20 protein-coding genes and 2 pseudogenes are annotated in these 25,627 nt (G+C 64.3%); 11 read left to right on the top strand and 11 right to left on the bottom strand.

Going from position 1 to position 25,627, the window contains the following annotated elements:
- Position 1: 1 nt before the first annotated feature.
- Positions 2–988: a cytochrome d ubiquinol oxidase subunit II gene (gene cydB / locus ACVWW3_RS10330; RefSeq protein ID WP_456650127.1), complete on the top strand. Its 987-nt coding sequence runs from the start codon at positions 2–4 to the stop codon at positions 986–988.
- Between the two features lie 99 nt (positions 989–1,087).
- On the opposite strand, the gene ACVWW3_RS10335 is transcribed toward cydB, so the two are convergent.
- On the bottom strand, positions 1,088–2,335 hold the full coding sequence (locus ACVWW3_RS10335) for an oxalate decarboxylase family bicupin (RefSeq protein WP_456650126.1): 1,248 nt from the start codon (positions 2,333–2,335) through the stop codon (positions 1,088–1,090).
- 248 nt (positions 2,336–2,583) lie between these two features.
- Here ACVWW3_RS10335 and ACVWW3_RS10340 point away from each other — a divergent pair, with 248 nt between their 5' ends.
- On the top strand, positions 2,584–4,875 hold the full coding sequence (locus ACVWW3_RS10340) for an FdhF/YdeP family oxidoreductase (protein WP_456650125.1): 2,292 nt from the start codon (positions 2,584–2,586) through the stop codon (positions 4,873–4,875).
- Positions 4,876–4,896: 21 nt separating this feature from the next.
- Here ACVWW3_RS10340 and ACVWW3_RS10345 read toward each other — a convergent pair whose 3' ends face one another.
- The 5 genes and pseudogenes from ACVWW3_RS10345 to ACVWW3_RS10365 form a co-directional block, all read right to left on the bottom strand.
- Positions 4,897–6,393: a sensor histidine kinase gene (locus ACVWW3_RS10345; RefSeq protein ID WP_456671949.1), complete on the bottom strand. Its 1,497-nt coding sequence runs from the start codon at positions 6,391–6,393 to the stop codon at positions 4,897–4,899.
- A gap of 109 nt (positions 6,394–6,502) precedes the next feature.
- Positions 6,503–9,647 (bottom strand): annotated as a pseudogene (locus tag ACVWW3_RS10350) (efflux RND transporter permease subunit).
- Positions 9,644–10,816 (bottom strand): efflux RND transporter periplasmic adaptor subunit, encoded by a 1,173-nt coding sequence (locus ACVWW3_RS10355; protein WP_456650121.1) that lies wholly within the window; start codon positions 10,814–10,816, stop codon positions 9,644–9,646. Before ACVWW3_RS10355 ends, ACVWW3_RS10350 begins: the two are co-directional and overlap by 4 nt.
- Before the next feature lie 20 nt (positions 10,817–10,836).
- A complete protein-coding gene (locus ACVWW3_RS10360; RefSeq protein ID WP_456650120.1) occupies positions 10,837–11,328 on the bottom strand; it encodes a hypothetical protein in 492 nt (163 codons plus the stop codon).
- 176 nt (positions 11,329–11,504) lie between these two features.
- On the bottom strand, positions 11,505–11,846 hold the full coding sequence (locus ACVWW3_RS10365; RefSeq protein WP_456650119.1) for a hypothetical protein: 342 nt from the start codon (positions 11,844–11,846) through the stop codon (positions 11,505–11,507).
- Between the two features lie 315 nt (positions 11,847–12,161).
- Between ACVWW3_RS10365 and ACVWW3_RS10370 the strand changes: the two genes are divergently transcribed.
- The 9 genes and pseudogenes from ACVWW3_RS10370 to ACVWW3_RS10410 all read left to right on the top strand — a co-directional run bounded on the left by ACVWW3_RS10370 (position 12,162) and on the right by ACVWW3_RS10410 (position 20,149).
- Complete coding sequence (locus ACVWW3_RS10370; protein ID WP_354052910.1) at positions 12,162–12,947, top strand: alpha/beta hydrolase; 786 nt, start codon at positions 12,162–12,164, stop codon at positions 12,945–12,947.
- 155 nt (positions 12,948–13,102) lie between these two features.
- Positions 13,103–14,749: a malonate decarboxylase subunit alpha gene (gene mdcA, locus ACVWW3_RS10375; protein WP_456650118.1), complete on the top strand. Its 1,647-nt coding sequence runs from the start codon at positions 13,103–13,105 to the stop codon at positions 14,747–14,749.
- A gap of 9 nt (positions 14,750–14,758) precedes the next feature.
- Positions 14,759–15,076 carry a malonate decarboxylase acyl carrier protein gene (gene mdcC / locus ACVWW3_RS10380; protein WP_456650117.1) on the top strand — a complete coding sequence of 106 codons (318 nt, stop codon included), beginning with the start codon at positions 14,759–14,761 and terminating at the stop codon, positions 15,074–15,076.
- Positions 15,073–16,011, top strand: a complete 939-nt coding sequence (locus tag ACVWW3_RS10385; RefSeq protein WP_456650116.1) for a biotin-independent malonate decarboxylase subunit beta — start codon at positions 15,073–15,075, stop codon at positions 16,009–16,011. The genes mdcC and ACVWW3_RS10385 overlap by 4 nt, the downstream gene beginning before the upstream one ends.
- The gene (mdcE, locus tag ACVWW3_RS10390; RefSeq protein WP_456650115.1) at positions 15,998–16,720 is read left to right on the top strand and encodes a biotin-independent malonate decarboxylase subunit gamma; all 723 of its coding nucleotides are present in this window, start codon (positions 15,998–16,000) and stop codon (positions 16,718–16,720) included. The genes ACVWW3_RS10385 and mdcE overlap by 14 nt, the downstream gene beginning before the upstream one ends.
- Complete coding sequence (gene mdcG / locus ACVWW3_RS10395) at positions 16,695–17,375, top strand: malonate decarboxylase holo-[acyl-carrier-protein] synthase (protein ID WP_456650114.1); 681 nt, start codon at positions 16,695–16,697, stop codon at positions 17,373–17,375. Before mdcE ends, mdcG begins: the two co-directional genes overlap by 26 nt.
- A pseudogene (gene mdcB, locus ACVWW3_RS10400) lies at positions 17,372–18,254 on the top strand (triphosphoribosyl-dephospho-CoA synthase MdcB). Before mdcG ends, mdcB begins: the two are co-directional and overlap by 4 nt.
- Positions 18,251–19,201 carry an AEC family transporter gene (locus ACVWW3_RS10405; RefSeq protein ID WP_456650112.1) on the top strand — a complete coding sequence of 317 codons (951 nt, stop codon included), beginning with the start codon at positions 18,251–18,253 and terminating at the stop codon, positions 19,199–19,201. The pseudogene mdcB and the gene ACVWW3_RS10405 overlap by 4 nt, the downstream one beginning before the upstream one ends.
- A 9-nt stretch (positions 19,202–19,210) precedes the next feature.
- Positions 19,211–20,149, top strand: a complete 939-nt coding sequence (locus tag ACVWW3_RS10410) for a malonate decarboxylase subunit epsilon (RefSeq protein ID WP_456671950.1) — start codon at positions 19,211–19,213, stop codon at positions 20,147–20,149.
- Between the two features lie 209 nt (positions 20,150–20,358).
- Here ACVWW3_RS10410 and ACVWW3_RS10415 read toward each other — a convergent pair whose 3' ends face one another.
- The 5 genes from ACVWW3_RS10415 to ACVWW3_RS10435 form a co-directional block, all read right to left on the bottom strand.
- Positions 20,359–21,375 carry a helix-turn-helix domain-containing protein gene (locus ACVWW3_RS10415; RefSeq protein ID WP_456650111.1) on the bottom strand — a complete coding sequence of 339 codons (1,017 nt, stop codon included), beginning with the start codon at positions 21,373–21,375 and terminating at the stop codon, positions 20,359–20,361.
- Between the two features lie 280 nt (positions 21,376–21,655).
- Positions 21,656–22,759 carry an efflux RND transporter periplasmic adaptor subunit gene (locus ACVWW3_RS10420; protein ID WP_456672402.1) on the bottom strand — a complete coding sequence of 368 codons (1,104 nt, stop codon included), beginning with the start codon at positions 22,757–22,759 and terminating at the stop codon, positions 21,656–21,658.
- Positions 22,760–22,946: 187 nt separating this feature from the next.
- Complete coding sequence (locus ACVWW3_RS10425) at positions 22,947–23,150, bottom strand: DUF1656 domain-containing protein (protein ID WP_456650110.1); 204 nt, start codon at positions 23,148–23,150, stop codon at positions 22,947–22,949.
- On the bottom strand, positions 23,147–25,045 hold the full coding sequence (locus tag ACVWW3_RS10430) for an FUSC family protein (protein WP_456650109.1): 1,899 nt from the start codon (positions 25,043–25,045) through the stop codon (positions 23,147–23,149). The genes ACVWW3_RS10425 and ACVWW3_RS10430 overlap by 4 nt, the downstream gene beginning before the upstream one ends.
- 150 nt (positions 25,046–25,195) lie before the next feature.
- Positions 25,196–25,591 (bottom strand): response regulator transcription factor, encoded by a 396-nt coding sequence (locus tag ACVWW3_RS10435; RefSeq protein WP_456650108.1) that lies wholly within the window; start codon positions 25,589–25,591, stop codon positions 25,196–25,198.
- Between the last annotated feature and the right edge of the window lie 36 nt (positions 25,592–25,627).

The following is a 25,627-nucleotide window of genomic DNA, read 5'->3' on the forward strand; positions in this document are numbered from 1 at the left end:
CATGGTGATGTACTGGGTTGCCCTTCTTGCCATCAGCATTCTGATCTATCTCCTCCTCGACGGGTTCGATCTCGGCGTCGGCATGCTGTTCGGCGTGGCCGGCAGCGAGGCGAAGCGGGATGCCATGCTGAGCACGGTCGCTCCGGTCTGGGACGGCAATGAAACCTGGCTGATCGTCACGGGCGTGATCATGTGGGGCTCGTTCCCCGTGGTCTACGCCATGGTGATGTCGGCCTTCTATATCCCTGTCGTCGTAATGCTGCTCGGATTGATCCTGCGCGGCGTGGCCTTCGAGTTTCGCGGCAAGGCGCTCCGGTCGCGCTGGGTCTGGGACGTCAGCTTCGTCGCGGGCTCGTTTGCGGCCAGCTTCATGCAGGGCGCGATGGTCGGTGCTCTCGTCGAAGGACTTCAGTTCTCCAACGGCGATTATACCGGCGGAACGTTCGGCTGGCTGACCGCCTTTTCCGCCCTGTGCGGGATCGGGCTCTGCTTCGGCTATTCGCTGCTCGGCGCCTGCTGGCTGGTGAGAAAGAGCGATGGCCCCGTTCGGGATGCCGCACGGCGCCAGATCCCGCCGCTGGCGATCGGCGTCCTGGTGTTCCTGGTCGTTGTCTTTGCTTATGCGCTTGCCGAACATCTTCCGATTCTGCAGCGCTGGACCGACCGGCCCTATCTGCTCGTGTTTCCCGCGATCGGCGCCGGCGCGGCCGCGATGCTGGCCAAGAGCATCCTCGTCCATGACGATTATTGGCCGTTCCATATGGTCGCGCTGATCTTCGTGGCGGCTTTCGCCACGCTCGCTCTGTCGTTCTGGCCCTACATGATTCCGTTCGTTGTCACGATTGACGAGGCCGCGGCGCCTCATGCAAGTCTCGCCTTCATGTTCTGGGGCGCCGGCCTGTTCGTATTTCCGCTGATGGTGCTCTATGTCGCCGTCGGATATCGCGTCTTCCGCGGCAAGGCGGCGCCTGCGGTCGATCACTACTGACGGCTGCACGCTCGAAGTTGCAGCGGGCCGCCATGGACGAAAAGAAAGGCGCCGGCTTTGGCGCCTTTCTCGTTCAGGCCCCTTTGTCAGAGGTCTGGTTCAGGATTTGGGCATGACGCCGGGGCTGTTGTCCGGCCATTGGGCGACCAGCTTCTCGTCGATGTTGAAATGCTGGGCGACCAGCCTGGCGGGCGTGTGCGTCAGCCAGTTGGAAAGGGACACCTCCTCGTAGCGGGGCGCACGGAACACGCCGACGAACTGCAATTCGGTGTCGCCGACATTCTCGACATAATGGCCGAGATTGCGCCGGACATAGCCGATGTCGCCGGCCGAGAAATCCGTCGTCAGCGCGTTGGGGCCGGTGTCGAACACCGTCATCCGCGCCTTGCCCTTGATATAGTACTGCCACTCGTCGGCGTTCGGATGCCAGTGCATCTCCCGGACTGCTCCCGGCGGCATCGTCACCAGCGCCGCGGCGACGGTGGTGGCCACCTTGAAGTTGCTGCTGTCGGCGACGCGGATGCTGCCGGCGGAACTCTCCTTTACCGGCGCCGAACTGCCGAGCGAATGGATGAACGGATAGGGCGGTGCTTCGGCATGCTTGGCGATTGCGGCACGATCGGCGGCGAGATCGCCGGGCACCGTGCCCTGAAAGATCCAGCGATTGTGCAGCGGGATCTTCGCGAACGCATCAGCCGGGACGCCGAAATTCTTCGCCAACACTTCGGGCGGCGTATGGGCGAGCCAGTCCGTCACGAGCAGCGTGTTGAACTCATTGGCGTGGCCGTCGTCGAAACAGATTACGAATTCGCAGCCGTCGGGCCCCAGGCCCTGCAGCGAATGCGGCGCGCCCGGTGGGAAATACCAGAGGTCGCCGGCTTTGAGGTCGCCGACATAGGGGCGTCCTTGCGTGTCGAGCACGGTGATGCGGCAGCTGCCGTAGGTCATGATCGCCCATTCGGCCGCCTGATGCCAATGCAGCTCGCGGATGCCGCCGGCGGACAGCCGCATGTTGACGCCGGAGATCTCCTTCGAGATGGCGAAATCCTCGACGGTGACCTGCCGTGCCCAGCCGCCATTCTGGATGCGCCTCGGCGCATTGTTGAACGAGGCCCAATCCATCGGCAGGCCGCCAACATCGGTCGGCGGCGGGGTTTGCGCGGAGGGGAATTGCTTGGCCAATCCAGGATTTTGCGGACCGGGATCGGTCAGGCTTCCCGGGCTTTTGGCATTCACGGCCCCTTGCGGCGGCTCGTCCGGATTGCCGAAGGTTGCGGCCTGCGCGCTGGAACCGACCATGGCGGCGCCTGCCGCGGACATGGCCAGCAAATCACGTCTTGAGAACATATTGGGTCGCTCCTGAAAAATGTCGAAAGCCCTCCGTAGCGACGGGGCTCTGGCCGACAAATCTAGTTTCCGGTTGCCGTTTCTGCTTCCGCGAACGGTGCTCTTTTTGCCGGAATGCATGGCTGCTGCGGCCGGCCGCCCGGGACCGAACGTGTGCAATTGCGAAATTCGGCTTCGTTTTGAAAAGACGGCTCTGCCCGCGCGATCCTTAACTGAACCGGAGAATTGCCATATCGAGAGATATCGAGATGACCACGAAATCGGTTCGGCCCTATCGTGAACCTGCCGGCGGCTGGGGCGCACTCAAGGCGCTCAGCGAGGCGCTTCTGGTGCAGCGGGCGCCGCTGAAGGGCGCAGCGACGCTGAGCCGGATGAATCAGCCGGAGGGCTTTGATTGCCCCGGCTGTGCCTGGCCCGATCCGAAGCACACCTCGTCTTTCGAATTTTGTGAGAACGGCGGCAAGGCGATCGCCTGGGAGACGACATCGAAGCGCTGCACGCCGGAATTCTTCGCCGAGCATACCGTCACGGAGCTCGCGAGCTGGAACGATTACGATCTCGAAATGGTCGGGCGGCTCACCCATCCGGTGGCTTACGACGCCGCATCCGACCGTTATCTCCCGGTGGAGTGGAGCGATGCATTCGACATGATCGGTCGCGAGCTTCGGGCCTTGCCGGATCCGAACATGGCGGAGTTCTACACGTCCGGGCGGACCTCGAACGAAGCCGCCTTCCTCTATCAGCTTTTCGTGCGCGAATACGGTACCAACAACTTCCCCGACTGCTCGAACATGTGCCACGAGGCGACCAGCGTTGGCCTGCCGTACTCGCTCGGCGTCGGCAAAGGCACCGTGCTGCTGGAGGATTTCGACAAGGCTGATTGCATCTTCATCTTCGGCCAGAATCCGGGCACCAACAGCCCGCGGATGATGACCAGCCTGCGCAATGCGGCACGCCGCGGCGCCTCCATAGTCTCGTTCAACCCGTTCCGTGAGCGGGCGCTGGAACGTTTCCAGGCACCGCAGAGCCCGGTCGAGATGATCACGCTGTCGTCGACGACGATCAGCTCAAAACTGCTCCAGGTGCGGGTCGGCGGCGACGTCGCCGTCCTCAAGGGAATCATGAAGATTCTGGTGGAAGCCGACGAGACCGCTCGTGCCGCCGAGCAGCCCGAGATCCTGGACTGGGATTTCATTCGCGGTCACACGGTCGGCGTTGAAGCGTTGATCGACGATCTCAAGCGCACGCAATGGCCGGACATCGAACGTCAGTCCGGCCTGACGCGCGAGGACATGGAATATGCGGCCGGCGCCTATATGAAGGCCGAGCGCGCCATCCTCGTCTACGGCATGGGCATCACCCAGCACTGGCGCGGCGCGAACAACGTCCAGCAGATCGCCAATCTCGCGCTGCTGCGCGGCAATGTCGGGCGCGAAGGCGCCGGCGTCTGTCCGGTTCGCGGTCATTCCAACGTGCAGGGCGATCGGACCGTGGGGATCACTGAGGTCCCCAAGGCGGATTTCCTCAAGCGCCTGGAGCAACGCTTCGGCTTCAAGCCTCCGGCCGCGCCGGGGCACAACGTGGTGACCGCGCTGGAAGCCATGATCCGCGGCGAGGTGAAGGCATTCTTCGCGATGGGCGGCAATTTCGCTGCGGCCATTCCGGACTGGCAGGCGACCCAGGCGGCGCTCGGCAAGCTCGATCTGACCGTCCACGTCTCGACCAAGCTCAACCGCAGCCATTTGATTCATGGCGGTGCCGCCCTGATCCTGCCGTGCCTCGGGCGCACCGAGATCGATGTGCAGGAATCCGGGCCGCAGTCGATCACGGTGGAGGATTCGATGTCGATGGTGCATGCGTCCGGCGGCCGCAACAAGCCGGCATCGGAGCATCTCCTCAGCGAGATCGCAATCGTCGCCGGCGTTGCCAAGGCGACGCTGGGCAAGCGCACGGTGGTCGATTGGGACGGCTTCGTGACTGATTACGACCGCATTCGCGATGCGATCGAGGCGGTGTTCCCCATCCTCCAGGGCTACAACGCCCGCATCCGCGTCCCAGGTGGCTTCCATCTCACCTCGACCGCGCGCGAGCGCATCTGGGCCACGCCATCGGGCAAGGCAAACTTTTTGGTCTTCCCGGGCTGCGGCGAGGATCCGCCGCAAAACGATCCGGAGTCCCTGTGGCTCACCACCATCCGCAGCCACGACCAGTACAACACCACGCTCTACTCGCTGTCCGACCGTTATCGCGGCGTGTTCGGCCAGCGCGACGTGATCTTCCTCAACGAATACGAGCTGAGGAAGCGCGGGCTTGCCGACGGCGACCGCGTCGACCTGATCACTGCCTCGACCGACGGCGCCGAGCGGATCGTGCGCAACTTCCGCGTCGTGGCCTATTCCTTTCCGACCGGCTGCTGCGCGGCGTACTATCCGGAGACCAATCCGCTGGTGCCGCTCTATGCCCGTGATCCCCTGAGCTTCACGCCGTCATACAAGGGCGTCCCGATCCGCCTCGTGCGTTCGGCCGCTACCGGGGAATAGCAGCCGCGCCGGACGTCGCGATCACGTATCGGCCTGGAGATCGCAGCGCGGCGAATCCGCCGGCGAAACGGATATCGGCAGCGTGAACCAGAAGCGGGCGCCGCCATTCGCGCCATGGCCGTCGGCGCCGATCCGGCCTCCATGCGCTTCGACGATGGACCGGCAGATCGGCAATCCCATGCCCATTCCGCTCTCTTTGGTCGTGAAAAAGCTCTCAAACAGCCGGTCGACATGTTCGGCGGCGATGCCGGGACCGTTGTCTTCCACGGAGCAGTACAGCGTGGCCGCGTCCTGTATGACCGTGCTGATGATGATCCTGCGATCGTCATATCCCGCTTGCGTCATCGCCTGCACCGCGTTGATGGCCAGATTGACGATGACCTGCTGGAGTTGGGTACGGTCACCGAGCACCTGCGGCGTGCCCGGATCAGGCCGGTGCAGGATCGTCACGCCGCGGGATTCCATCTCGTGTCGAAGGAACAGAAGCACTTCCCGAATGATCTCGTCGAACGATAGCAATGCCTGCTCGGGCGCTTTCCGCGAAGCCATCCCGTGAACGCGCGCCACGATGTTCGCGGCGCGCTGGGTATCCACAACGATGTTCTCGATTGTCTTGCTGATCTCAACGATATCGGGCGTGGGCCTGTTCAGCCATCGCAGCCCGGCTGCGCCGTTGGTGGCGATCGCGGCCAGGGGCTGGTTGACTTCGTGGGCGATCGACGCGGTGAGTTCACCTAGCATCGAGACTCGCGCGGCATGCGCGAACTCAGCCTGTACTTGCTGGAGTTTCTGCTGGGCGCGAACACGCTGTGAGATGTCGATGGTGCCGACCAGGCTGACTTCGAGATCGTTGATGGGGCCGACCCGGGCCGTCGTGAAGAGAACGTCGACGACGCGGCCGTCCCACGTGACCATCCTGGTCTCTTCCTCGAAATTCGTCTCACCGCGGTAACGGGATTCCATGGCGCGCCGGAATGTATCGGGACGATCCCTCCAGGTCTCGGCCATGGAACGTCCGACATAGTCGCCGGCGCCGCCGCCGAACATCTGGATGGCCCGTTCGTTGGCCTCCTGAAACGAGAGCGCGTCCATGCAAGTTCGGAGGAATTCGGGATGGCTGTCGAAATAGGCGCCGAGATCCTTGACGCCTTCGGCGCGCAATTTCCGGAACAGCACGACCAGCCTGCTGGCATCGAGCTGCCGGAATGCGATCGGCATGCGGCTGAACAAATGGCGGTAGCGCTGCTCGCTCCGCTCCAGCTCGACATGGGCCTTCTTCAGGGCCGTGATGTCCATGATCGCGCCGACGAGCGTCAGCGAAGCGGCCAGAAAAGCGGCGAAAGCGATCGCCGTGAAATTGTCTCCGAGCAGTGAGCAGGCGAAGGACAGCAGGGTCAAAACAAGGCTGCCCCAAGCCCACAGGAGAATGCGATCCTGTATTGTCTGGATCGGCAGCACACGGCGCCACCATCGCTTGGGCTGTACGGGGTTAGAGCCATCCAGGCGTTCGAGCGTCATGCAAACGGTTTACCGCCCCGCCGAAGAGCGGTCTTCTGCGTTTTCGTCGACGCTTTGTCAAAACGCACGAATCCGAAATCGAGCCGGCATCATGCCGGCGGTGACCTGCTCAAGCGGATTCATGGCGCAATCCCGTATCTGGTTCGCTCGTGGATGGAGCGGATGTCTCGGTCGCCCGTGGCTTCCGCGCGGTCAGCCGGTTGCCGAGCCGGTCGAGATAGAGATAGACGACGGGCGTCGTGTAGAGCGTCAGGACCTGCGACAGCATCAGGCCACCGACGATCGTGTAGCCGAGCGGCTGGCGCAGCTCCGCGCCGGTGCCGGAGCCGATCATCAGCGGCACGCCGCCCAGCAGCGCGGCCATCGTCGTCATCAGGATTGGGCGGAAGCGCAGCGTGCAGGCCTGGTAGATCGCCTCTTCGGGGCTGAGTCCGTGCTGGCGCTCCACCTCGAGGGCGAAATCGACCAGCATGATGCCGTTCTTCTTGACGATGCCGATCAGCAGGATGATGCCGATGATGGCGATGACGCTGAGATCCATGTGGACTGCCAGCAGCAGCAGGAGTGCGCCGATGCCGGCCGAAGGCAGCGTCGACAGGATCGTGATCGGGTGGATCAGGCTTTCATAGAGTACGCCGAGGATGATGTAGATCACGATTAGGGCGGCCCCGATCAGCAACGGCGTGCCTGACAGGGAGGATTGGAACGCCTGCGCGTTGCCCTGGAACGAGGTCGAGAGCGAGGCGGGCTTGCCGGTGCTCCTCTCGATATTCTGGATCGCCGTCACCGCATCGCCCAGTGCGATGCCGGGCTTCAGGTTGAACGAGATCGTCACCGAGGGAAACAGGCTCTGATGATTGATGAGGATCGGCGCGGGCTTGATGACGCTGTGAACCAGCGTGCTCAGGGGGACCTGCTGGCCGGTGGCCGAGTTCAGGTAGATGTCCTTTAGTGCCTCGGGGCCATACTGGAAACGCGGATCGACCTCCATCACGACATGGTACTGGTTCAGCGAGGTGAACATGGTGGAGACGATGCGCTGGCCGAACGCGTCGTCGAGGGCATTGTCGATCGTCGTGGGCAGGATACCGAAGCTCGATGCGACCTCGCGATTGACGGTGACCTCCAGCCTCGGGCCGGCATTGGCCTGGTCGCTCGCGACGTCGGTGATGAGGTCGAGCGCGCGGAGTTTTGCCAGGAAGGTCGCCGACCAGTTGGTGAGCTCGTTCGAATCGGCATCTGTCAGCGTGTACTGATACTGCGTCTTCGACAGCCGTGCGCCGATGGTGATGTCCTGGGCGGCCTGCATGTAAAGCCTTATGCCCTGGATGTGGGCGAGCTGGGGCCCCAGCCGCTCGATCACCCGATCGGCGCTGGCCTTGCGCTCGGGCTTCGGCTTCAGGACGATGAAGATGCGTCCCTGGTTGAGCGTCGCGGTCGGGCCGCCCGGGCCGATATAACTCGCCACCGACTGTACCGCCGGATCCTTTGAGAGGATGTCAACGATCGCTTGCTGTCGCTCGGACATCGCAGGGAAGGAGATGTCCTGTGCGGCTTCGGTGATGCCGACAATTTGCCCGGTGTCCTGTTGCGGGAAGAAGCCTTTTGGAATGATCACGTACAGATAGCCGGTCAGCGCAACGGTCGAGAGCATCACGAGCAGCGTCGCGAAGCGATGGCGCAGCACGATTCGCAGGCCCCTCGCATAGAGCGAAAGCAGTGCATCGAAACCGCGTTCGAAGACGAGATAGAGCCGGCCGTGCCTCTTCCGCGGGTCGTGCTTCAGGAGCCGCGCGCACATCATCGGCGTCAGTGTGAGCGAGATGACCAGTGACAGCAGCAGCGCGGCGGTGATCGTGATGGCGAATTCCTGGAATAGCTTTCCGACGTAACCGCCCATCAGAAACAGCGGGATGAACACCGCGATCAGCGACAGGGTGATGGAGACGATCGTGAAGCCGATCTCGCCGGAGCCCTTGAGCGCGGCCTCCATCGGCGTCATGCCCCTGCTCGAGATGGCGCACGATGTTCTCGATCACGACGACTGCATCGTCGACCACGAAGCCCACCGCGATCGAGAGCGCCATCAGCGAGAGGTTGTCCAGGCTATAGCCGAGCACGTACAGGACCGCGAACGTGCCGACCAGCGACAGGGGAACCGTGATTGCCGGAATGATGGTGGCCCAGAAATTCCGCAGGAAGAGGAATATGACCATCACCACCAGTGCGACCGTCAGCATCAGCGTGAATTGAACGTCGGAGACTGCGGCGCGGATGGTGGCGGTCCGGTCGGCGGCGATCGTCACCTTGATCGCGGGCGGAACGGAGGCCTGCAGTTGCGGCAGCAGCTTCTTGATGCGGTCGACGGTCTCGATGACGTTGGCGCCGGGAACGCGCTGGACCGCCAGAATGACGGCGGGGTCCTTACCGTACCAGCCGGCCAGGAGGTCGTTCTCCGGCCCCTCGATCGCCGTGCCGATGTCGCGTATCCGTACCGGCGAACCGTTGCGATAAGCGATGATGAGGTCTTCATAGGCAGATGGCTTGAGCAACTGATCGTTGGTGTTCAGCGTATATGTAACGCGCGGGCTGTTGAGCGTGCCCTTGGGCAGGTCGACATTGGCGCCGGCGATCACGCTGCGGACGTCTTCAAGGCCGATGCCGCGGGCGGCAAGCGCCTGCGGATTGACGCGAACACGGATCGCGGGCTTCTGCTGGCCGCCGATGCCGACGAGGCCAACGCCCGGCACCTGCGAGATCTTCGGCAGCAGGATGTTCTCCGCGTAGGCGTCGACCGTGGTCAGCGGCAGCGAGTCCGACGTCAGCGCGATCAGCATGATCGGCGTCTCGGCCGGGTTCACCTTTCGGATCGTCGGAGGGTAGGGGATATTCGGCGGCAGGAAGGGGCTCGCCGCATTGATCGCGGCCAGCACGTCCACCGCCGCGCTGTCCACCGTGCGCGACAGCTCGAATTGCACCGTGAGCTGGGCCACGCCGAGCGCACTGGACGAGGTGAGCTGGGTGACGCCGGGGATCTGGCTGAGCTGCTGTTCGAGCGGCGTCGCCAGCGACGAGGCGATCGTTCCCGGGTCGGCGCCGGGCAGTTGCGCCGAGATCTGGATAGTCGGGTAGTTGACGTTCGGCAAGGCGCCGACCGGCAGTAGCGGATAGGCCGCAAGGCCGCACAGCAGCAAGCCCGCCATCAGCAGAGCGGTTGCGATCGGCCGCAGGATGAAGGGCGCGGAGAGGTTCATGGGATTGCGTCCTGCACGGCGCTTTGCAGGTCGGCTTCGCGCGCCGCGTTGCCATGCAGCTCGCGAACGCGACTGCCTTCCGCGAGCCGGTACTGGCCGTCGATCACGACAACGTCACCTGATTTCAGCCCCTGGTCGATCAGGGCCTGGCCATCGCGGATCTGTACGACGTGAACGGGACGCAAGGCGGCCGTCTGGCCGTCGGTCACGACATAGACATAGGTGCCGTTCGGGCCCTGTTGCACGGCCGAGCCGGCGACAGTGAGCGCATCCTTCTGAATCTCGATTAGCAGGCGCGCATTCACCAGCTGGCCCGGCCACAGCCGGTGCTCATGGTTCGGGAACACGGCCTTGAGCTGGACGGTGCCGGTCGTTCCTGCGATTTCGTTGTTGACCAGCAGCAGCGTGCCTTCGTCGAGCTTCGTCTTGTTGTCCTGGCTGTAGGCGACGACCTTCAGGGAGCCCTTTGCGGCGTGCTCCTGAATTATGGGCAGGTCTGCCTGCGGCAGGGTGAACAGCAGCGAGATCGGCTCGATCTGGGTGACGACGACGAGGCCGTTGGCATCGGTCGGATGAATGACATTGCCGACATCGATCTGGCGAACGCCGGTGATGCCGGGAACGGCCGACGACAGACGGGTATAGCTGAGCTGGACGTTCGCCTCGTCGATCTGGGCCTGGTCCGCCTTCACGGCGGCCTTGAGCTGCGCCACCTGCGCCGTCTGCGTCTCGATCAGTTGCGGGGTCGCATAGCCCTTGTCCCCGAGCTGATTGTAGCGGGAGAGATTGGCCTCGGCGTTCGTGAGTTGCGCCTGGTCTCTGTCGCGATTGGCCGTGAGCTGCTCGATCTGCGCTTCGTAAGGACGCGGGTCGATCTGGGCCAAGAGATCGCCGGCCTTGACGGTCTGTCCTTCCGTGAAGGCGATCTTGACGATCTGCCCCTGGATCTGGCTGCGCACGACGTCGGTGTTGTAGGCGATCACCGTGCCGATGCCGCGCAGATAGATCGGAACGTCCTTGCCCGTGACCGTGGCGGCGACCACCGGCACGGCAGCGGCCACGGGTGCGGCTGCCACGCCCGGCGTGCGGTCGGTGCCGAAGAACCAAAATCCGGCGCCGACCATGACCGCAACGAGAGTAACAAGCGCAATGGTGAGGTTCCGTTTCACGGTGATGATCCTCCTTGATTTTAGGGATTGCCGGAGCCGTCGATCGAGGTCGTGCCGTTCGTGGACGTGGGGCCGAGCACCGGCACGGACGGACTGATTCCGGCGCCGCCGATCTCGGTGGATCCCAGCGGAATCCCGACGCGGCCGACAGTCGATATCGAGGGCAAGGGCGAAACGGCCACAGTGTTGCCGGCGCAATTGGTCGATGAGGTGCCGGACAATCCGCCGCCGTCGAACAATGCTCCGGTCGACGAGGCATTGCCCGATCCGGCGCACCCCATCGTGCTTTGCACAGGATTGATCGGGGAAATGCCGGGGATTGCGATTTCGGTCGATCCCAGCGGGATGCCCACCGGCCGCGTGGATTGCGGGTTGAGGGGTGACGTCGCAAGCATGCCCGTAGGCGGCTGCATGCCCGGCACTATTGTTTGCGCGATGGCCGCAGCCGGGACCAGCCACAGTATGGCGGTCGCAAGCATCACACCGTTATATGTTGAATGCTGTTGTCGCATGGATGAAAGCTCCGGCTACTGCGATCGAACAATAGGAAGCCGCGCGAGCGCGGGTATTTCCAGAACGCACGTCCTGCTGCTCGGCTGCACGACGGCGAGGCGCTTCGTGCGCCGCATTCGCTCTCGCGCGACCATTTTGGCGGGCCGCCTCGTCGTCGACCCTGAAAGTGCTTTCGCTATCTCAGAATGGCCCGCGCGTGCGCGATCTCCCGGCCGCACGCGGCGATGTCGCCGGTGCGACCGGCGGCGCGCGCGCGATCGAGCGAATCGAGCGCGTCGGTGAAATCGACGCCGTTGTGACCTGCTGCTTCCGCGAGCGAGCGGGGCGTGGGTTGATGGCCGCGCAGCGCGCTGAGGCTCTCCGGCTGCCAGCCGTGGGAGCCCGCGTCCTTTTCTATGGCCAGATCGAGCTGGGCCTGGGTGTGCGCGATGTCATCCGTGCAGGTTCCGGCACGAGCCGGCATCGTTGCGCACAGCAGTGCAAAGAGGGCGGCGCTGTACTTTGCGATGGATGTCATTGTTCGATCCTATGCTTGGATTTCGGGTGACGTCGGGAACGTTGCCGTGAATGACAGAGCGCGTATCGATCGTCTTTCGTGTACGAACGCCGGCCGTTCACGCTTGCGAGAGGTCATGTCATGAATGTCAGCGTGCATCACGTGCGCCCTCGGAAATGCATCTCTCGGCCGGGCCGCGTCCGGAGGATGGTCGAACAGCGATCGTCGCAGCTCACGTTTCCGGGCGTGCGAAGTGGCAAGGATAGTTGTTTGCGGAAATACGCAAGCAAGCTTCGAAACTAGTCTCGCGTCATTCCAACCCGGAGTGATCCCGAGATGAAACACCTCAACGCTAGCCTCGCCTTTGCCGCCGCCGTTTCGCTATTCTCGACCGTCGCCCCGGCGCGCGCGGAACCGCTAAAGAACATCGTGCTGGTGCACGGTGCCTGGGTGGATGGGTCCGGCTGGAAGCCGGTCTACGAGATCCTGACCAGGGAAGGCTTCCGCGTCACCATGGTGCAGGAGCCCGAGACCTCGTTCGCCGACGACGTCACTGCGGCCAAGCGCATTCTCGATCTGCAGGATGGCCCGACGCTTCTCGTCGGTCACAGCTACGGTGGCTCGATCATCACCGAGGCCGGCGTTCACCCCAACGTCGTTGGTCTTGTCTACGTCGCCGCACATGCGCCTGACGTCGGAGAGGACGAATCGGCGCTGGGCAAGAAGACGCCGAGCGTCCTCGGGAAGACCGAAGGCGTCATCAAGGTGACGCCCGACAAGTTCACCTATCTCGATCCCGTGCAATTCCCGAAACTGTTCGCGCCGGATCTGCCGCGCGAGCGGGCCGAGTTCGTCGCGCGCTCGCAGGTCCCGGCCGCGACCCAGGTCTTCAGCACGCCGCTGAAGGCGGCGGCGTGGAAGACCAAGCCGAGCTGGGGCATCGTCGCCGGCAACGACCAGATCATCAGTCCGGATCTGGAGCGTTGGTACTACGAGCGCGCCAAGAGCCAGACCACCGTGATCCCGGGCGCCAGCCACTCGGTGTACGAGTCGCGTCCGAAGGAAGTGGCGGCGGTCATCACCCGCGCCGCGCGCAGTATCCAGCCGCCGGTTACGCGCTGATCACCCTTCGCTGGTCCTGACGCACGGACGACCGGCAGAAGGAAGGACGGCGGGAGTTACAACCCTCCCGCCGTCCCGACTGTCCCAAAATTCACGAATGCAATCGAAGAAGCGCTGATGCTTCTGTGCGGCGCCGGTCTGAGGGAATGACGGTCATGACGAGCTGGCAGAACAATCGAGCCGCGCGCGATGCGCGCATTGCGGCGGGAGCTGGCCTTGCCCGCGGCAAGATCGTCGAAGCGCACGACGTGACGCGCCTGCTGGAGGCCGTGATCCGGTCGGGCGACCGGGTTTGCCTGGAGGGCGACAACCAGAAGCAGGCGGATCTCTTGAGCCGCGCGCTGCTGGCGGTCGATCTCTCCAAGGTCAACGATCTGCATATGGTGCAGTCGGGTGTCGTTCTCCCCGAACATCTGGACCTCTTCGACCGCGGCGTTGCGAAGCGGCTGGACTATGCCTATTCCGGGCCGCAATCGGCACGCATTGCGCGCATGCTGTTCGGCGGCAAGATCGAGCTGGGCGCGGTTCACACCTATCTCGAGCTGTTCGCCCGCTACTTCATTGACCTCACGCCGCACGTCGCGCTGATTGCAGCAGTCAGCGCGGACCGCGACGGAAATCTCTACACCGGCCCGAACACCGAGGACACGCCCACCGTCGTGGAGGCGACGGCGTTCAAGGACGGTGTCGTGATCGCCCAGGTCAACGAGATCGTCGAGACCGTGCCGCGGGTCGATATCCCGGCCGACCGGGTCCACTTCATCGTCAGGGCCGACAAGCCGTTCTTCGTCGAGCCGCTGTTCACGCGCGACCCGGCTGCGATCACGGAAGGCCAGATACTGACGGCGATGCTCGCGATCAAGGGAGTCTATGCTCCTTATGGTGTGCAGCGGCTCAATCACGGTATCGGCTTCAGCACCGCCGCGATCGAGCTCCTGTTGCCGACCTTCGGCGAAAGGCTCGGGCTGAAAGGCAGCATTGCGACGCATTTCGCGTTGAACCCGCATCCGGCGCTGATTCCGGCGATCGAGTCCGGCTGGGTCCGGCAAATTCATTCGTTCGGCTCGGAGGTCGGCATGGATGATTACATCCGTGCCCGATCCGACGTCTACTTCACCGGTCCAGACGGCTCGCTGCGCTCCAATCGTGCTTTTTGCCAGACCGCAGGGCTCTATGCCTGCGACATGTTCATCGGCTCCACGCTGCAGATCGATCTGCAAGGAAATTCGTCGACCGTCACCACCTCGCGCATTGCAGGCTTCGGTGGTGCCCCGAACATGGGGGCGGATGCCCGCGGGCGGCGTCATCCGAGCCAGCCCTGGCTGAAGGCGGGAGCGGAGGCCGATCCGGACAGTCCGGCGGCGCTACGCCGCGGCCGCAAGCTGGTCGTACAGATCGGCGAGACGTTCGGCGACAAGAACGTGCCGCTGTTCGTCGAAAGGCTCGACGCGATCGAGCTCGCCGAGAAGCTGAAGCTCGATCTCGCGCCGGTCATGATCTATGGCGACGACGTCACCCACATCGTCACCGAAGAGGGCGTGGCGAATCTGTTGCTGTGCCGTACCACGCAGGAGCGCGAGCAGGCCATCCGCGGCGTTGCCGGCTACACCGATGTCGGCCGTCGGCGGGACCACGGCATGGTCTCGCGCCTGCGCGAGCGCGGCGTGATCCGCCGGCCGGAGGATCTCGGTATCAATCCGCTCGATGCGGATCGCAGCCTGCTGGCGGCGCGCTCGATCAAGGATCTCGTGCGCTGGTCAGGCGGCTTGTACGCACCTCCGTCGAAATTCAGGAACTGGTGAGGACCCGCCATGGAAGATCTCAGCTTTCGACATCCGGTCCGCTCCCGCGCGGACGGCGCAAGGCGAAGTGCGATTGTCGGCGTGGTCGCCTCGGGCAATCTGGAGGTGCTGGTGGAGCGTGTGCTGCCGGACGCGGAATGCGCCATCGAGATCAAGACCGCGGCGGTCGGCTTCGGTGAGGTCTGGAGTGCCGTGATCGGCGATTTCGTCGAGCGCTATTCGCCCGGCGGGCTGAAGTTCTCGATCAACGACGGCGGCGCGCGTCCCGATACCGTCTCGCTCCGTCTGGCCCAGGCGGTGCGATTGATCGCGGAGAACGGCCAATGATCGCGCCGCTCAAGGACATCACCCCGGCCGAACGGGCCCGCAGCACCAGCTTCTACGAGGCGTCGGCCCGCACGCGGCTGGAGCTGCTGCTCGATGCCGGCAGCTTCGTCGAGTTCATCGGGCCGGAGCAGCGCGAGGTCAGCCCGCATCTGAAGATCTTCGATCTACCCGAGCAGTTCGACGATGGCATCGTCGTCGGTCACGGCCGTCTCGATGGCTCGCCCGTGTTCGTCGCCGCGCAAGAGGGCCGTTTCATGGGCGGCGCCTTCGGCGAGGTGCACGGCGCCAAGCTGACTGGGCTGCTCCGCGCCGCGCGCCAGATCGGCTCGATTCCTGTGCTGATCCTGTTCGATACCGGCGGCGTTCGGTTGCAGGAAGCCAATGCCGGCGAGCTTGCCATCGCCGAGATCATGCGCGCCGTGATGGAGGCGCGTAGCGCCGGCGTGAAGGTCATCGGTCTGATCGGCGGCAGGTCCGGATGCTATGGCGGCGGCGGTCTGATCGCAGGCTGTTGCTCCGCGCTCGCCGTCTCGGAGCCGGGGCGCATCGCGGTGTCGGGCCCCGAAGTCATCGAGACCAATCGCGGCGTCGAAGAATTCGACTCCCGCGATCGCGCTTTGGTCTGGCGGACCATGGGCGGCAAGCATCGCCGTCTGCTCGGCGCCGCCGATGTCTTCGCCGACGACAATGTGCAGGATTTTCGCGAGGCCGCGCTGGAACTGCTCGGCCTGGTCGGACCTTTCGGTCTCGACAGGTTGAAGGCCGAACAGGAGCAGCTTGCCGGTCGGCTGCGCAGCTTCGGTGCCTGCGCGAATGCCGTCGACATCTGGACGGCGGAAGGCATCGCGGATGCTCAAGCGGTTCCCGAGCTGCCGGCCGATGAGTTCATTGCCCTTGCCAACCGGATCGGGAGGACCAGCCGTGACGCTCGATGATATTATCGCCTCGCTCTTTCCCGACGGCCACGAGGTGAGGCGCGACAAAGGCGTCATCCTCGGCTCGGCGACGCTGCGATCCGGTGGCCGGATGCTCGTGCTTGGCGTTGCAGACCGGACTGCGCTGGGCGTCGACGAGGCGATCAGATTGTCAGGCCATGTCCTGGAGTCGATCGGCCGGAATTCCGGTCCGATCCTGGTGCTGGTCGACAGCGACAGCCAGCGCATGAGCAAGCGCGACGAGCTGCTCGGGCTGAATGAATTTCTCGCGCATCTGGCGAAGGTGCTGATCCATGCGGACATGAACGGTCGCCCGACCATCGGCCTCCTTTACGGTCACTCGGCTGCGGGTGCCCTGCTTGCGACAGGCCTTGCAACGCGCGTGCTGGTCGGATTGCCCGGGGCCGATCCGGCGGTGATGGACCTGCCGTCGATGGCGAAGGTCACCAAGCTGTCGATGGAGGCGCTCGAGGAGAAGGCGAAGTCGACGCCGGTGTTCGCGCCGGGCCTGTCCAATCTTGCGCAGATGGGCGCCGTTCACATGACATGGAGCAATGCCGGCTCGCTCGCCGACCAGCTGGAGGCGTTGCTCGCCGACATGCCGGCCGCGCAGGACCGGCGGGATGCGCTCGGCAAGGAGCGTGGCGGCCGGCTCAAGGCCGCCGAGATTGCGGAGCGTGTTCGTGACCTGGCCCTGCAAGCACGGTGAGCATCCACCGGGTCGTCATGACCTCGTCTTCGTCAGCCCCGCGGGATGGCGCGCGATGCTGGACGCGCGCGACGATCTCGCAGCCGATTCCCTTCTCGCGCGCTGGCCCAAAATGCGATGGCCGACGATCAGGCGTCGCGCTTTGCCATGCGAGGCAGGCGGCCTCGCGCTGGGCCTGCCCTTGCCGCCCTCGGCCGGCAAGAAACGGATCTGCCTTATGGTTGATATCGACCACGTCGCCTCGGTCGCGAGGCCGCCATTGTTGCGGCAGGCGCGGGCTTACGCGCCGCGCAACTGGTGGACGACGCTCGACCGGCTCGACGGGCTGGCGCTTCGCCATGCGGTGGACGCGCGCGTCTTCGGCAGCCTGGCCTGGCAGTCGTTGACCGGGCTCGACTACGTCACCGGTCGTTCCGACCTCGATGTCCTGTTCGAGTTTCAAGGTGAAACCGACATCGATCGTTTCGTTGCCGAAGTCGCCGCGGTCGAGACTGGCGCGCCGATGCGGCTCGATGGCGAGCTGATGGGCGCCGACGGCGCCGCGGTCAACTGGCGCGAATTCCACGGCGGCGCGGGCGAGCTTCTGGTCAAGAGCATCGAGCGGGTGGTCTTGCTCGGCAGGCAGCAATTCATTTCGAGAGCTAGGGGATCATGATCACCACGGCTGCAAGAGGCGTGGGAACGGCCGGTTCTGCGCCGGGCGCAGATCGGGCCCGATGTCTCCGCGGTCGGCGCTGTCGCCGCCGATTGCCTCGTCCAGGAGCTCGAAACCTGGCCGAAGCCGGGGCTCGTGAGCCATGTCGACAATGGCAGTCACGACGACATGGATGCGGCCACGTTTCGTCGCAGCGCCGCGGCCATCGGACCCTATCTGCAACGCCTGGCCGATGCGGGCGCGCATGGCTGCGGCATGGGGCGGCTTCGCATCATCGGCCTTGAAGCGGAGCGCGCCATGCTGGCGGCGACTGCGGGGGTCAACACGCACCGTGGCGCAATCTTCGGGCTCGGCCTGCTGTGCGCGGCGGCTGGTGCGAGAGCCGGCGGGTTGGTCGATCCCGCGCTTCCGCTTGGCGCTATCGTGGCGCGCCTGTGGGGCGACAGCATACTCGATGGTCCAGTGCTGCTGCACAGTCACGGCAGCGTGGCCCGCCGCCGCTTTCGCGCGGGCGGTGCGCGCATCGAGGCCGCGACGGGATTTCCCAGCGTGTACCGGATCGGCTTGCCGTCCCTGCGCAGAGCAACGTCTGTCGTACCGCAGGATGTGGAAGCCGCTCGGGTTGAAGCGTGCTTCGCCCTGATCGCATCCGTCGAAGACACCAATCTTCTACATCGCGGCGGGCTCGACGGCCTCCGCTTCCCGCATGACGAGGCGCGGAGTTTCATCGCTTCAGGCGGCGTCCGCGCGCCCGGCTGGCGTGCGCGGGCGCAATCGATCCACGAAAGCTTCGTCGCCCGCCGTCTCAGCCCGGGTGGATCGGCCGACCTGCTCGCAATGACGCTCTTCGTCGACGCCCACGAAAGGCCGGTTCCATGATGTCTAACGCGATCCTGATGGCGCTGGTGCCGGTCTTCTTCGTTCTATTGCTGGGATATGCCGCCGGAAAATTTCATATCGTCGACAATCTTCACGTCGACGCCCTCAACGCACTCGTGATGGATTTTGCGTTGCCGGCCTCGCTGTTCGCCGCGACCGCCTCCGCGTCGCGCCGCGAGATGATCGAGCAGATCCCGCTCTTCCTGGTGCTCGGCGTGACGATGCTGCTGCTCTATATCGCCTGGTATTTTGCCGCACGTGGATTCTCCAAGGTCTCCCGGTCGGAAGCATCGTTACAGGCGTTGACGATCGGCTTTCCGAATCTCGCCGGCGTGGGCCTTCCGATCATGACGTCGGTCGTGGGGCCGGCCGGCACTGTCCCGGTTGCCGTTGCATTGGCGGCGGGCTCGATTCTCATCAGTCCGCTAACGCTGATCATCGCGGAAATGGGCGCCGCCAAGGCTCGCGGCGAGCAAATGGCGACGCTGCAGGTCCTGACGGCAATCCGGCGTGCGATCACCAAACCGGTGGTGCTCGCGCCCGGGCTTGGCATCCTGTTCTCGTTGTCGGATGTGAGCCTCGACGCGCTTGCGCATGCGAGCCTCGCGCTGATCGGAAGTTCGGCCGCCGGGGTCGCCCTGTTCCTCACAGGAGCCATTCTGTCGGCGCAGTCGTTTCGGCTGGATTGGAAGATCACCGCTGCAACGGTGGCCTCGGACATCGGGCGCCCGCTGTTGGCGGTTGCGGTCATTTGCGTCATTCCGATCACGCAGGATGCTGCGAAAACGGCTATTCTGCTCGCCGCCATCCCCTCGGGCTTTTTTGGAATCTTATTCGCAGTCAACTACCGGCTGGATTCCGCAAGGGCAGGGTCCATGGTCATCGCCAGCACCGGATTCAGCGCCGTGACCCTGGCGATCGCGATCGCGCTGCTCTTTCCTCATTAGGCCGGGACCATGACGCTTGCGATCCTTTGCGCGGGGCAAGGCAGGCAGCATCGGGACATGTTCGCTCTCACGGGCGATGCGCCGGAAGCCGCGCAGCTGTTTGGGCACGCGGCCGCATTGCTCGGCGGCAGGGATCCGCGCGATTTGGTGCGCGGCGAAGCCGATGAGGCCATGCATCGCAACCGTGCCGGCCAGATTCTCTGCACCTTGCAGTCGCTCGCTGCGGCGCGCGCGCTCGCGGAGGTCATCCCACATGGCGTCATCATTGCCGGCTATAGCGTCGGCGAGGTCGCCGCCTGGGGTGTGGGCGGCTTGTTCGATGCTATCACCACGCTCGATCTCGTGGCGCGCCGCGCAGAGGCCATGGATGCGGCTACGCGCGCGGGCGACGGGCTGATCTTCGTCCGCGGCCTTTCGCCAGACGCGATCGGTCGCCTTTGCGTGTGCCACGGCGCAGCGATCGCCATCGTCAATCCGGGCGACGCCTTTGTCATCGGCGGCGGCCGTGAGGCGCTGAGCGGGATTGCCATCGACGCGCGGGCCATGCACGCCGCAAGGATCGTCACGTTACCGGTCGAGGTTGCCTCCCACACCAAACGGCTCGCCGCGGCGTCCGCCGTCTTTCGTGAAACCTTGCGCCTGGCACCGGTGGTCTTCCCGCCGAGGACCGGTGCGCGCATTCTGAGCGGAATAGATGCCAGTCCGGTCGTCTCGGCCGAGAGCGGTCTCGACAAGCTTGCCGCACAGATCTCGCACACCGTGCAGTGGGCAGATTGCCTGCAAGCCTGTGTCGAAGCGGGTGCGACGGGATTTCTCGATCTGGGGCCGGGACATGCGCTGAGCAGCATGGCCGCGGAAATCGCGGCCGGACTTCCGGCTCGCTCTCTGGATGATTTCAGGAGTCTTCAGGGCGTCCACGCCTGGGTTGCGCCTCACCTGAGCGCCTAAACGCGACAAGAGAGACGATACCGTCGATCGCGTCGTCGAAAAAGAGGGGCCGTCCTTGGGGGGAGGACGGCCCCAAAATGCTCGTATGCCCAGGGAGGAGAAAGGCTCGAGCCGTGACTTGGGGGTCTCAGTCACCTAACACGCGCAGTATCGCCAATCCCGCGGCCGAAGTATTTCACGAACCCCGGCTGTTTCTCATTTCGCATGATTCACGTGAAGTCCGCGGGCAGCACGCAAGACACGGCCTTGCAGGTCGAATCCAGATCGCTGCCGGTGAATCTGGAGGGAGCCGACGCGTTCCGGCTGGCGCATCGCCAGCGCGCGGGAGTTTCGCCCGTGATCCGCCTGAAGACGGTCGAGAAATGCGCCTGCGTGCAAAAGCCGACGGTCAGCGCCACCTCGACCAGGGCCGTTTCGGAATTCGATAGCAGCGATTTCGCACGCTCGATGCGCTGATGCAGCAGGTATTCCCGCGGTCGGTATCCAGTGGCGGCGCGAAACTGCGCCGCGAAGTGCATCCGGGACAGTCCCGCGACCTTGGCAAGCTCGGACAGGGTGATGCAGTGGTCGAAGTGCGTCCCGACATACTCTTCGATGCGCCGCAGCCGCCATTTCGGCAACGCATTGACTTTCGCGTGCGGGAGTTCGCGCCGGGCAATGTGCATTGCTAGCGTCTGACCGATGCAGCGCGCGAATTCCCGGTCGGCCCAATGGCCGCGTTCGGTCAGCGCTTTCGCGAGCTGCTCGGCAAACGGGTCGCGGAGCAGGACGAGGTCGTTGAGGCCTTCCGGCGCGGTGGGTCCTGCTCCAGGCCGCAGAGGCGAAAAATAGCCGCCGGCGGAGACGTGGAAGTGCAGGAAATCGCACGGCCCGTAGAACTGCGCACTGAGCTGCTGCGACGGTGCGCCGATATACAGCGTGCCTGCCGGCATGACGCCGTCGAAGATGGTGTGACGGCCTCTGGTCAGTTTGACGCGTGTTGTCTTTAAGGCGATGGCCAGGAAGTATCGGTCGCAAGGCGTCCGGGCTTCTTCGTGCCTTCTGGCCGGTTGCGCAGAGATCCAACGCGAGATCGTAATGTCCTCGGACGCGGTGCCGGCACGTTGGTTAGGCTGGCGCCACCTGCGTTCGAGGGAAATTGCGCGAGACTCTTGCGGGGAATCCGGTTCGCGTTGGCTGGGTTGATACGTCACCCGGGCGCCGGCCGCTTGCATATCAGTGAGCATCGTTCGTCCCCGTATCCTGGATTCTGCTGCCGTCGCGACGGCTGCTGAATGCAAATGATCCTTGTTCGAACGATAGGTGCGATCTTGTCGAAAGGCTCGTTAAGGAAGCTTAAGCGGTATTAGATTTTGCAAATGCGAGAGGTGCGACCGCATGTCGCGAAAAGTTCAATTGAACCAAAGAGATCAAGTACATGTCTAGTGATGTCTGATGTTAGGCGCGGCACCACCGGACGAGAGGTGCATGCGGTACGGTCTCCCCGGCCGGGCTTCTTCGTGCGATTCAGGGCAGGCGTGGCGAGGCGTCGAGGCCGGGTGCGATCGTGTCCGCCGGGGGAGCCACGAGTTCGCGCGAATACGGAACCGATTCCACCTCGGGGCGCTGCTGGGATGTGGCTTGAAGGCAGTTCGTGCGAGGCGGATGTCCCGCGCCGAACAGATCGGCGATGGGATCGACGAAATTCGCGCGCAACCGTTCAAACCGGGTTTGGGGTTCGCTCGAGGGCTGCCGGATCGTCACCGTCGCCGTCATGCCGGAGACTAGCGGCACCTCCGGCGGCACCGCGTCGATGGCGACGCGAACCGGAACGCGCTGCGCAAGCCGCACCCACGTGTAGATGGGGTCGACGTTGGGCAAACCCTGCGTGCCCGTGGCGGCGTTCGACACGCTGATACCGCGCGTCACGGTCTTCACATGCCCCAGAATCGGCTTCGAGTAACCGACCAGCTGCGCTTCGGCGCGATCGCCGACGCAGACTCGGGCCATCTTGGTCTCCTCAAAATAGCCGTCGATCCAGAAACTGTTGGAGTCGATGATCGAAATGTTGCTGACGCCAGTGGCGGCATAGTCTCCTGCGCGCAGCAGGAGATTGGTGACGTAGCCATCGACGGGACTGGTCACGCTGGTCCGTTTCAGATTTAGTTCCGCCTGTGCAAGCTGGTGCGCTGCCGCCTCGTAGGCGGCCTTTGCCTGCGCTGCGTTGCCTGCAAATATCTGCTGTTCTTCGGGTGTCGTCGCAAGATTGGACAGATGCTGGCGCCGGTTGAACTGGGCTTGCTTCACCTCCAGGTCCGCCGCACGTTGGTCGAGGACGGCCTTGTCGACGCGGACGGCAACGTCGAAGTCGAACGGGTCAACGATGTAGAGGACGTCGCCCTTGTGGACGAACTGGTTGTCGACCACCCGCAGCTCCACGATCTTGCCTGAAACTTGCGGCGCGACATTGGCGACCTGGACGCGCACGCTGCCATTCCGCGTCCAGGGCGCGGTGACGTAATGCTGCCACGTCGCGACCGATATCAGGACGGCGACCAGCGCGATTGCGAGTGTCGCAAGATGCCTGCCGACGCCGGCCTTGAACCGTCCGAGAGGATTGCGTCGTGGCATCGCGGGGGGCGGCGCCTGCCAGGGCGCTTTGTCGTCGGCGCTCCGATTGCTGGTGTCGCGCGCCTCGGGTTCGTCGAGGCCGGATCGATCAACGGTGTCGGAGGCACCCCGCTGTGCTCCGCCCCGCGTTTCGTCATAGAACAGTCGAGAGGTATCTTGGGGAAGGGCGCTAGCCATGACTCTTCTCCTAGAAAAACAATGCCAACAGACCGAACATCGCCACATAGAGGCTGAGCTCGGCCAGTGACGGGTTACTGAAACATTCCGCAAATCCGACGAGGCGCAGCACCGGCCGAAGCATCAGGAACGCGATCAGCGCGATAGCCGCATAGGAGACGATGGGAGCAATGAGCACGCCACCGAAGACGAGCTCCCGATACGTGTTCATCATGACCGCTTCTCTTGGCTGGGGCCGGTGAGAGTCTGCGGCGCTCCGAACGTAATGCTCGCAGGGACGAGCACGGCAAGAGCCGCATCGGCAGACAGGCCGCTTTGAGCTGCCGCTTGGCGCAGCGCCTCGGCAGCCCCGAGGATCGCTGCACCGCTCCGCAGCGCAACCGCTGTTTCAGCGGCACGCGCGGCACCGGCAAGCGGTCCTGCCTTTAGCCGCTCTATTTCCGCGCGGCATCGCCGCAGAATCGCCGCCCTGTCGAAACAGTGCATCGCTTCGGCGACGGTCTGATCGGCAATCGGGGAAGCGCCCTTGGCCGTTACGATCTGCTCGATCCGTGCCGCATCGCGAAACGTGGCTTCCCCGGGTGCGAGATGCCGGGTTCGCCCGCTGTCCAGGTGATCTACCTCGCGCTTTGCCTCTTCCAGCAACAGCACGATCCGCTGCTCGCCCGACAGGGGAGGGAGCAAAAGCTGCGCCGCCAAGACCAGGGCTGAAGACAGACAGACAAAGAGGCACGTCACCAGAAACACCTCTGGATCGTAGCTCTGAGGGTTGGTCGGCGTGAGGGTGGCGAGCGTGAACACCAGTGTGAGGCGTCCCAGTGGTGACAATATGCGGCTTGGCAGCGATATCAGCAGCGCAAGGCCGATGACGACGGGCGCAAGACCGATCGCCAGCAGTTGGAACTCGGATACGCCGTTGAAGACGAGGTATTTCAGGACCCCGGCCAGCACGCACGCGATCGGCGTTGCCATCACCGCCGTCATGGTGAAACTGCGTGGCTCGGGGGACGTCGAGCCGAGGCCCGTAATGACCGCGACCAGCGAAAGGCAGAGCTCGGTAGCGGGCCAGCCCGCCAGCATGAAGAAGCCCGCGACCAGCGCGAAATAGATCGCCGCCCGCGCGCCGCTTTCGGCCGCGATGCGGCGCGAGCGATACAGGGGCGCACGCCACGCGTGGGAGGGGTACCTTCCGTCGTGCAGTGCATTGAGGCTGCTGCGCAAGTCTGCGTTCTTGCGGTCGATGTCGCTGCGAAGGTAAGTCCGGCAGATCGTCATCAGGGCCGATCTGCCGTGATGCGGATCGTCCCTGGCCGGGACGGAAGCGACGGATAGCGCTGCGAGCATGCGGGCGAGAGACAACGCGCTGACGAGATCGACGAGCACCGAGCGGGCGGCCGCGGTTCTCGCCGAGCCGTTGCTTGACTCCGTCGCGAGGCTGGCGATCTCCGGACGCAGCGCCGCGATATCGTGTAAAAGACCTGCCGCGATCGGTGCGTATGAAGCTTCACCGCGATCGGTGCCTTGCGCGAAGTCCATGACGCGGCGGCGCAGCGCCTCCATGCGGCCTGCCAGAACCGGATGGTAGTCCGGCGCGGCCAGCACCTCGTTGACCAGCGCCACCGCAAGTACGCCGATGCCGATGGCGGCGCCGCGCGCGATGCCGGTCGGGAATACCCTGAGCGGGCTGTCGATCTGCTGAATGGCAATCAGCGCGACCGTGGTGCAGCAGAGAGACGCTGCATAAGCGCGATTGCCGTCGAGCATCCCGACGACGTAGACGCAAAGGCCAACCCAAATGCCGAGCACTGCGAGCAGGAGACCGTCGGTTTGGGAAAACATACTGGCGATCGCGATCGATGCCGCCACGCCGATGCCGGTTGCAAGCAGCCGGTAGCCGGCCTTTTCCATGCCTTGACCGCGCGTGGGCAGTGCCAGGATCACTACGGTGAGGGCTGACGACGAGGGCGATTCAAGCTCGAGCCAGAAGCTCACATAGAGCGCGAGAAGCATCGCGAGCCACACCCGCAGCGCAAAGGCCCAGGAGCTTGCCGGAAACCCGGCGAAGACCAACGGGCGCGCCTCGGCGGCGGCATCGGCATTGATTTGCATCGCGCGAGATACTCCCGGCAGAGCGGTCGGCGCTGCCAATGTCGTGATACGCCTCCGAGTATGAGATGTGCCGGGTTCGCCGGTATTTCCGGTTCACCAATCTGGTTGCCGGAATGCACGTTGGGTCGCGAGAAAAGGGCTGTCGTCCGCTCAGCCGCGGGCCGGACTATTGCGGCCGTGGCCCGCCAGCGCCTCTTCGAGGCAGCGGATGATTTCGTCGCCGCTGGAGGGCTTGCCGAGAAAGCAATGCGCGCCTGCCGCCATCACGCGCTGACGCACGGATTCGCTCGGAAACGCCGTCATGAAGATGATCGGGAAATTGCGGCCTGCGGCAACCAGCCGGGCCTGCAGCTCATCGCCGGTGATGACAGGCATCTGGACGTCGGCGATCATGCATGCCGGATCGTCTCCTGGCGCCTTCCGCAGGAAGTCCATGCCGTTTTCGTAGGCCTGCGCATCATAGCCGACCGAACGCACGAGGCTCGCCAGCGACGCGCGAACGCCTTCGTCGTCGTCCACGATCGCAATCACCGGGGTCTTGGCCATGGGCGCACAATCCTGACCGCGGTGTTCCGCAAGGAG

This window comes from Bradyrhizobium sp. LM2.9 (genome assembly GCF_054056555.1).

What these genes read in the sequence shown, in the direction of transcription:
- cydB (WP_456650127.1), top strand. Translation starts at nt 2, where the DNA reads ATGGTGATGTACTGGGTTGCCCTTCTTGCCATCAGCATTCTGATCTAT.
- ACVWW3_RS10335 (WP_456650126.1), bottom strand. Translation starts at nt 2,335, where the DNA reads ATGTTCTCAAGACGTGATTTGCTGGCCATGTCCGCGGCAGGCGCCGCC.
- ACVWW3_RS10340 (WP_456650125.1), top strand. Translation starts at nt 2,584, where the DNA reads ATGACCACGAAATCGGTTCGGCCCTATCGTGAACCTGCCGGCGGCTGG.
- ACVWW3_RS10345 (WP_456671949.1), bottom strand. Translation starts at nt 6,393, where the DNA reads ATGACGCTCGAACGCCTGGATGGCTCTAACCCCGTACAGCCCAAGCGA.
- ACVWW3_RS10360 (WP_456650120.1), bottom strand. Translation starts at nt 11,328, where the DNA reads ATGCGACAACAGCATTCAACATATAACGGTGTGATGCTTGCGACCGCC.
- ACVWW3_RS10365 (WP_456650119.1), bottom strand. Translation starts at nt 11,846, where the DNA reads ATGACATCCATCGCAAAGTACAGCGCCGCCCTCTTTGCACTGCTGTGC.
- ACVWW3_RS10370 (WP_354052910.1), top strand. Translation starts at nt 12,162, where the DNA reads ATGAAACACCTCAACGCTAGCCTCGCCTTTGCCGCCGCCGTTTCGCTA.
- mdcA (WP_456650118.1), top strand. Translation starts at nt 13,103, where the DNA reads ATGACGAGCTGGCAGAACAATCGAGCCGCGCGCGATGCGCGCATTGCG.
- mdcC (WP_456650117.1), top strand. Translation starts at nt 14,759, where the DNA reads ATGGAAGATCTCAGCTTTCGACATCCGGTCCGCTCCCGCGCGGACGGC.
- ACVWW3_RS10385 (WP_456650116.1), top strand. Translation starts at nt 15,073, where the DNA reads ATGATCGCGCCGCTCAAGGACATCACCCCGGCCGAACGGGCCCGCAGC.
- ACVWW3_RS10405 (WP_456650112.1), top strand. Translation starts at nt 18,251, where the DNA reads ATGATGTCTAACGCGATCCTGATGGCGCTGGTGCCGGTCTTCTTCGTT.
- ACVWW3_RS10410 (WP_456671950.1), top strand. Translation starts at nt 19,211, where the DNA reads ATGACGCTTGCGATCCTTTGCGCGGGGCAAGGCAGGCAGCATCGGGAC.
- ACVWW3_RS10415 (WP_456650111.1), bottom strand. Translation starts at nt 21,375, where the DNA reads ATGCTCACTGATATGCAAGCGGCCGGCGCCCGGGTGACGTATCAACCC.
- ACVWW3_RS10420 (WP_456672402.1), bottom strand. Translation starts at nt 22,759, where the DNA reads ATGCCACGACGCAATCCTCTCGGACGGTTCAAGGCCGGCGTCGGCAGG.
- ACVWW3_RS10425 (WP_456650110.1), bottom strand. Translation starts at nt 23,150, where the DNA reads ATGATGAACACGTATCGGGAGCTCGTCTTCGGTGGCGTGCTCATTGCT.
- ACVWW3_RS10430 (WP_456650109.1), bottom strand. Translation starts at nt 25,045, where the DNA reads ATGCAAATCAATGCCGATGCCGCCGCCGAGGCGCGCCCGTTGGTCTTC.
- ACVWW3_RS10435 (WP_456650108.1), bottom strand. Translation starts at nt 25,591, where the DNA reads ATGGCCAAGACCCCGGTGATTGCGATCGTGGACGACGACGAAGGCGTT.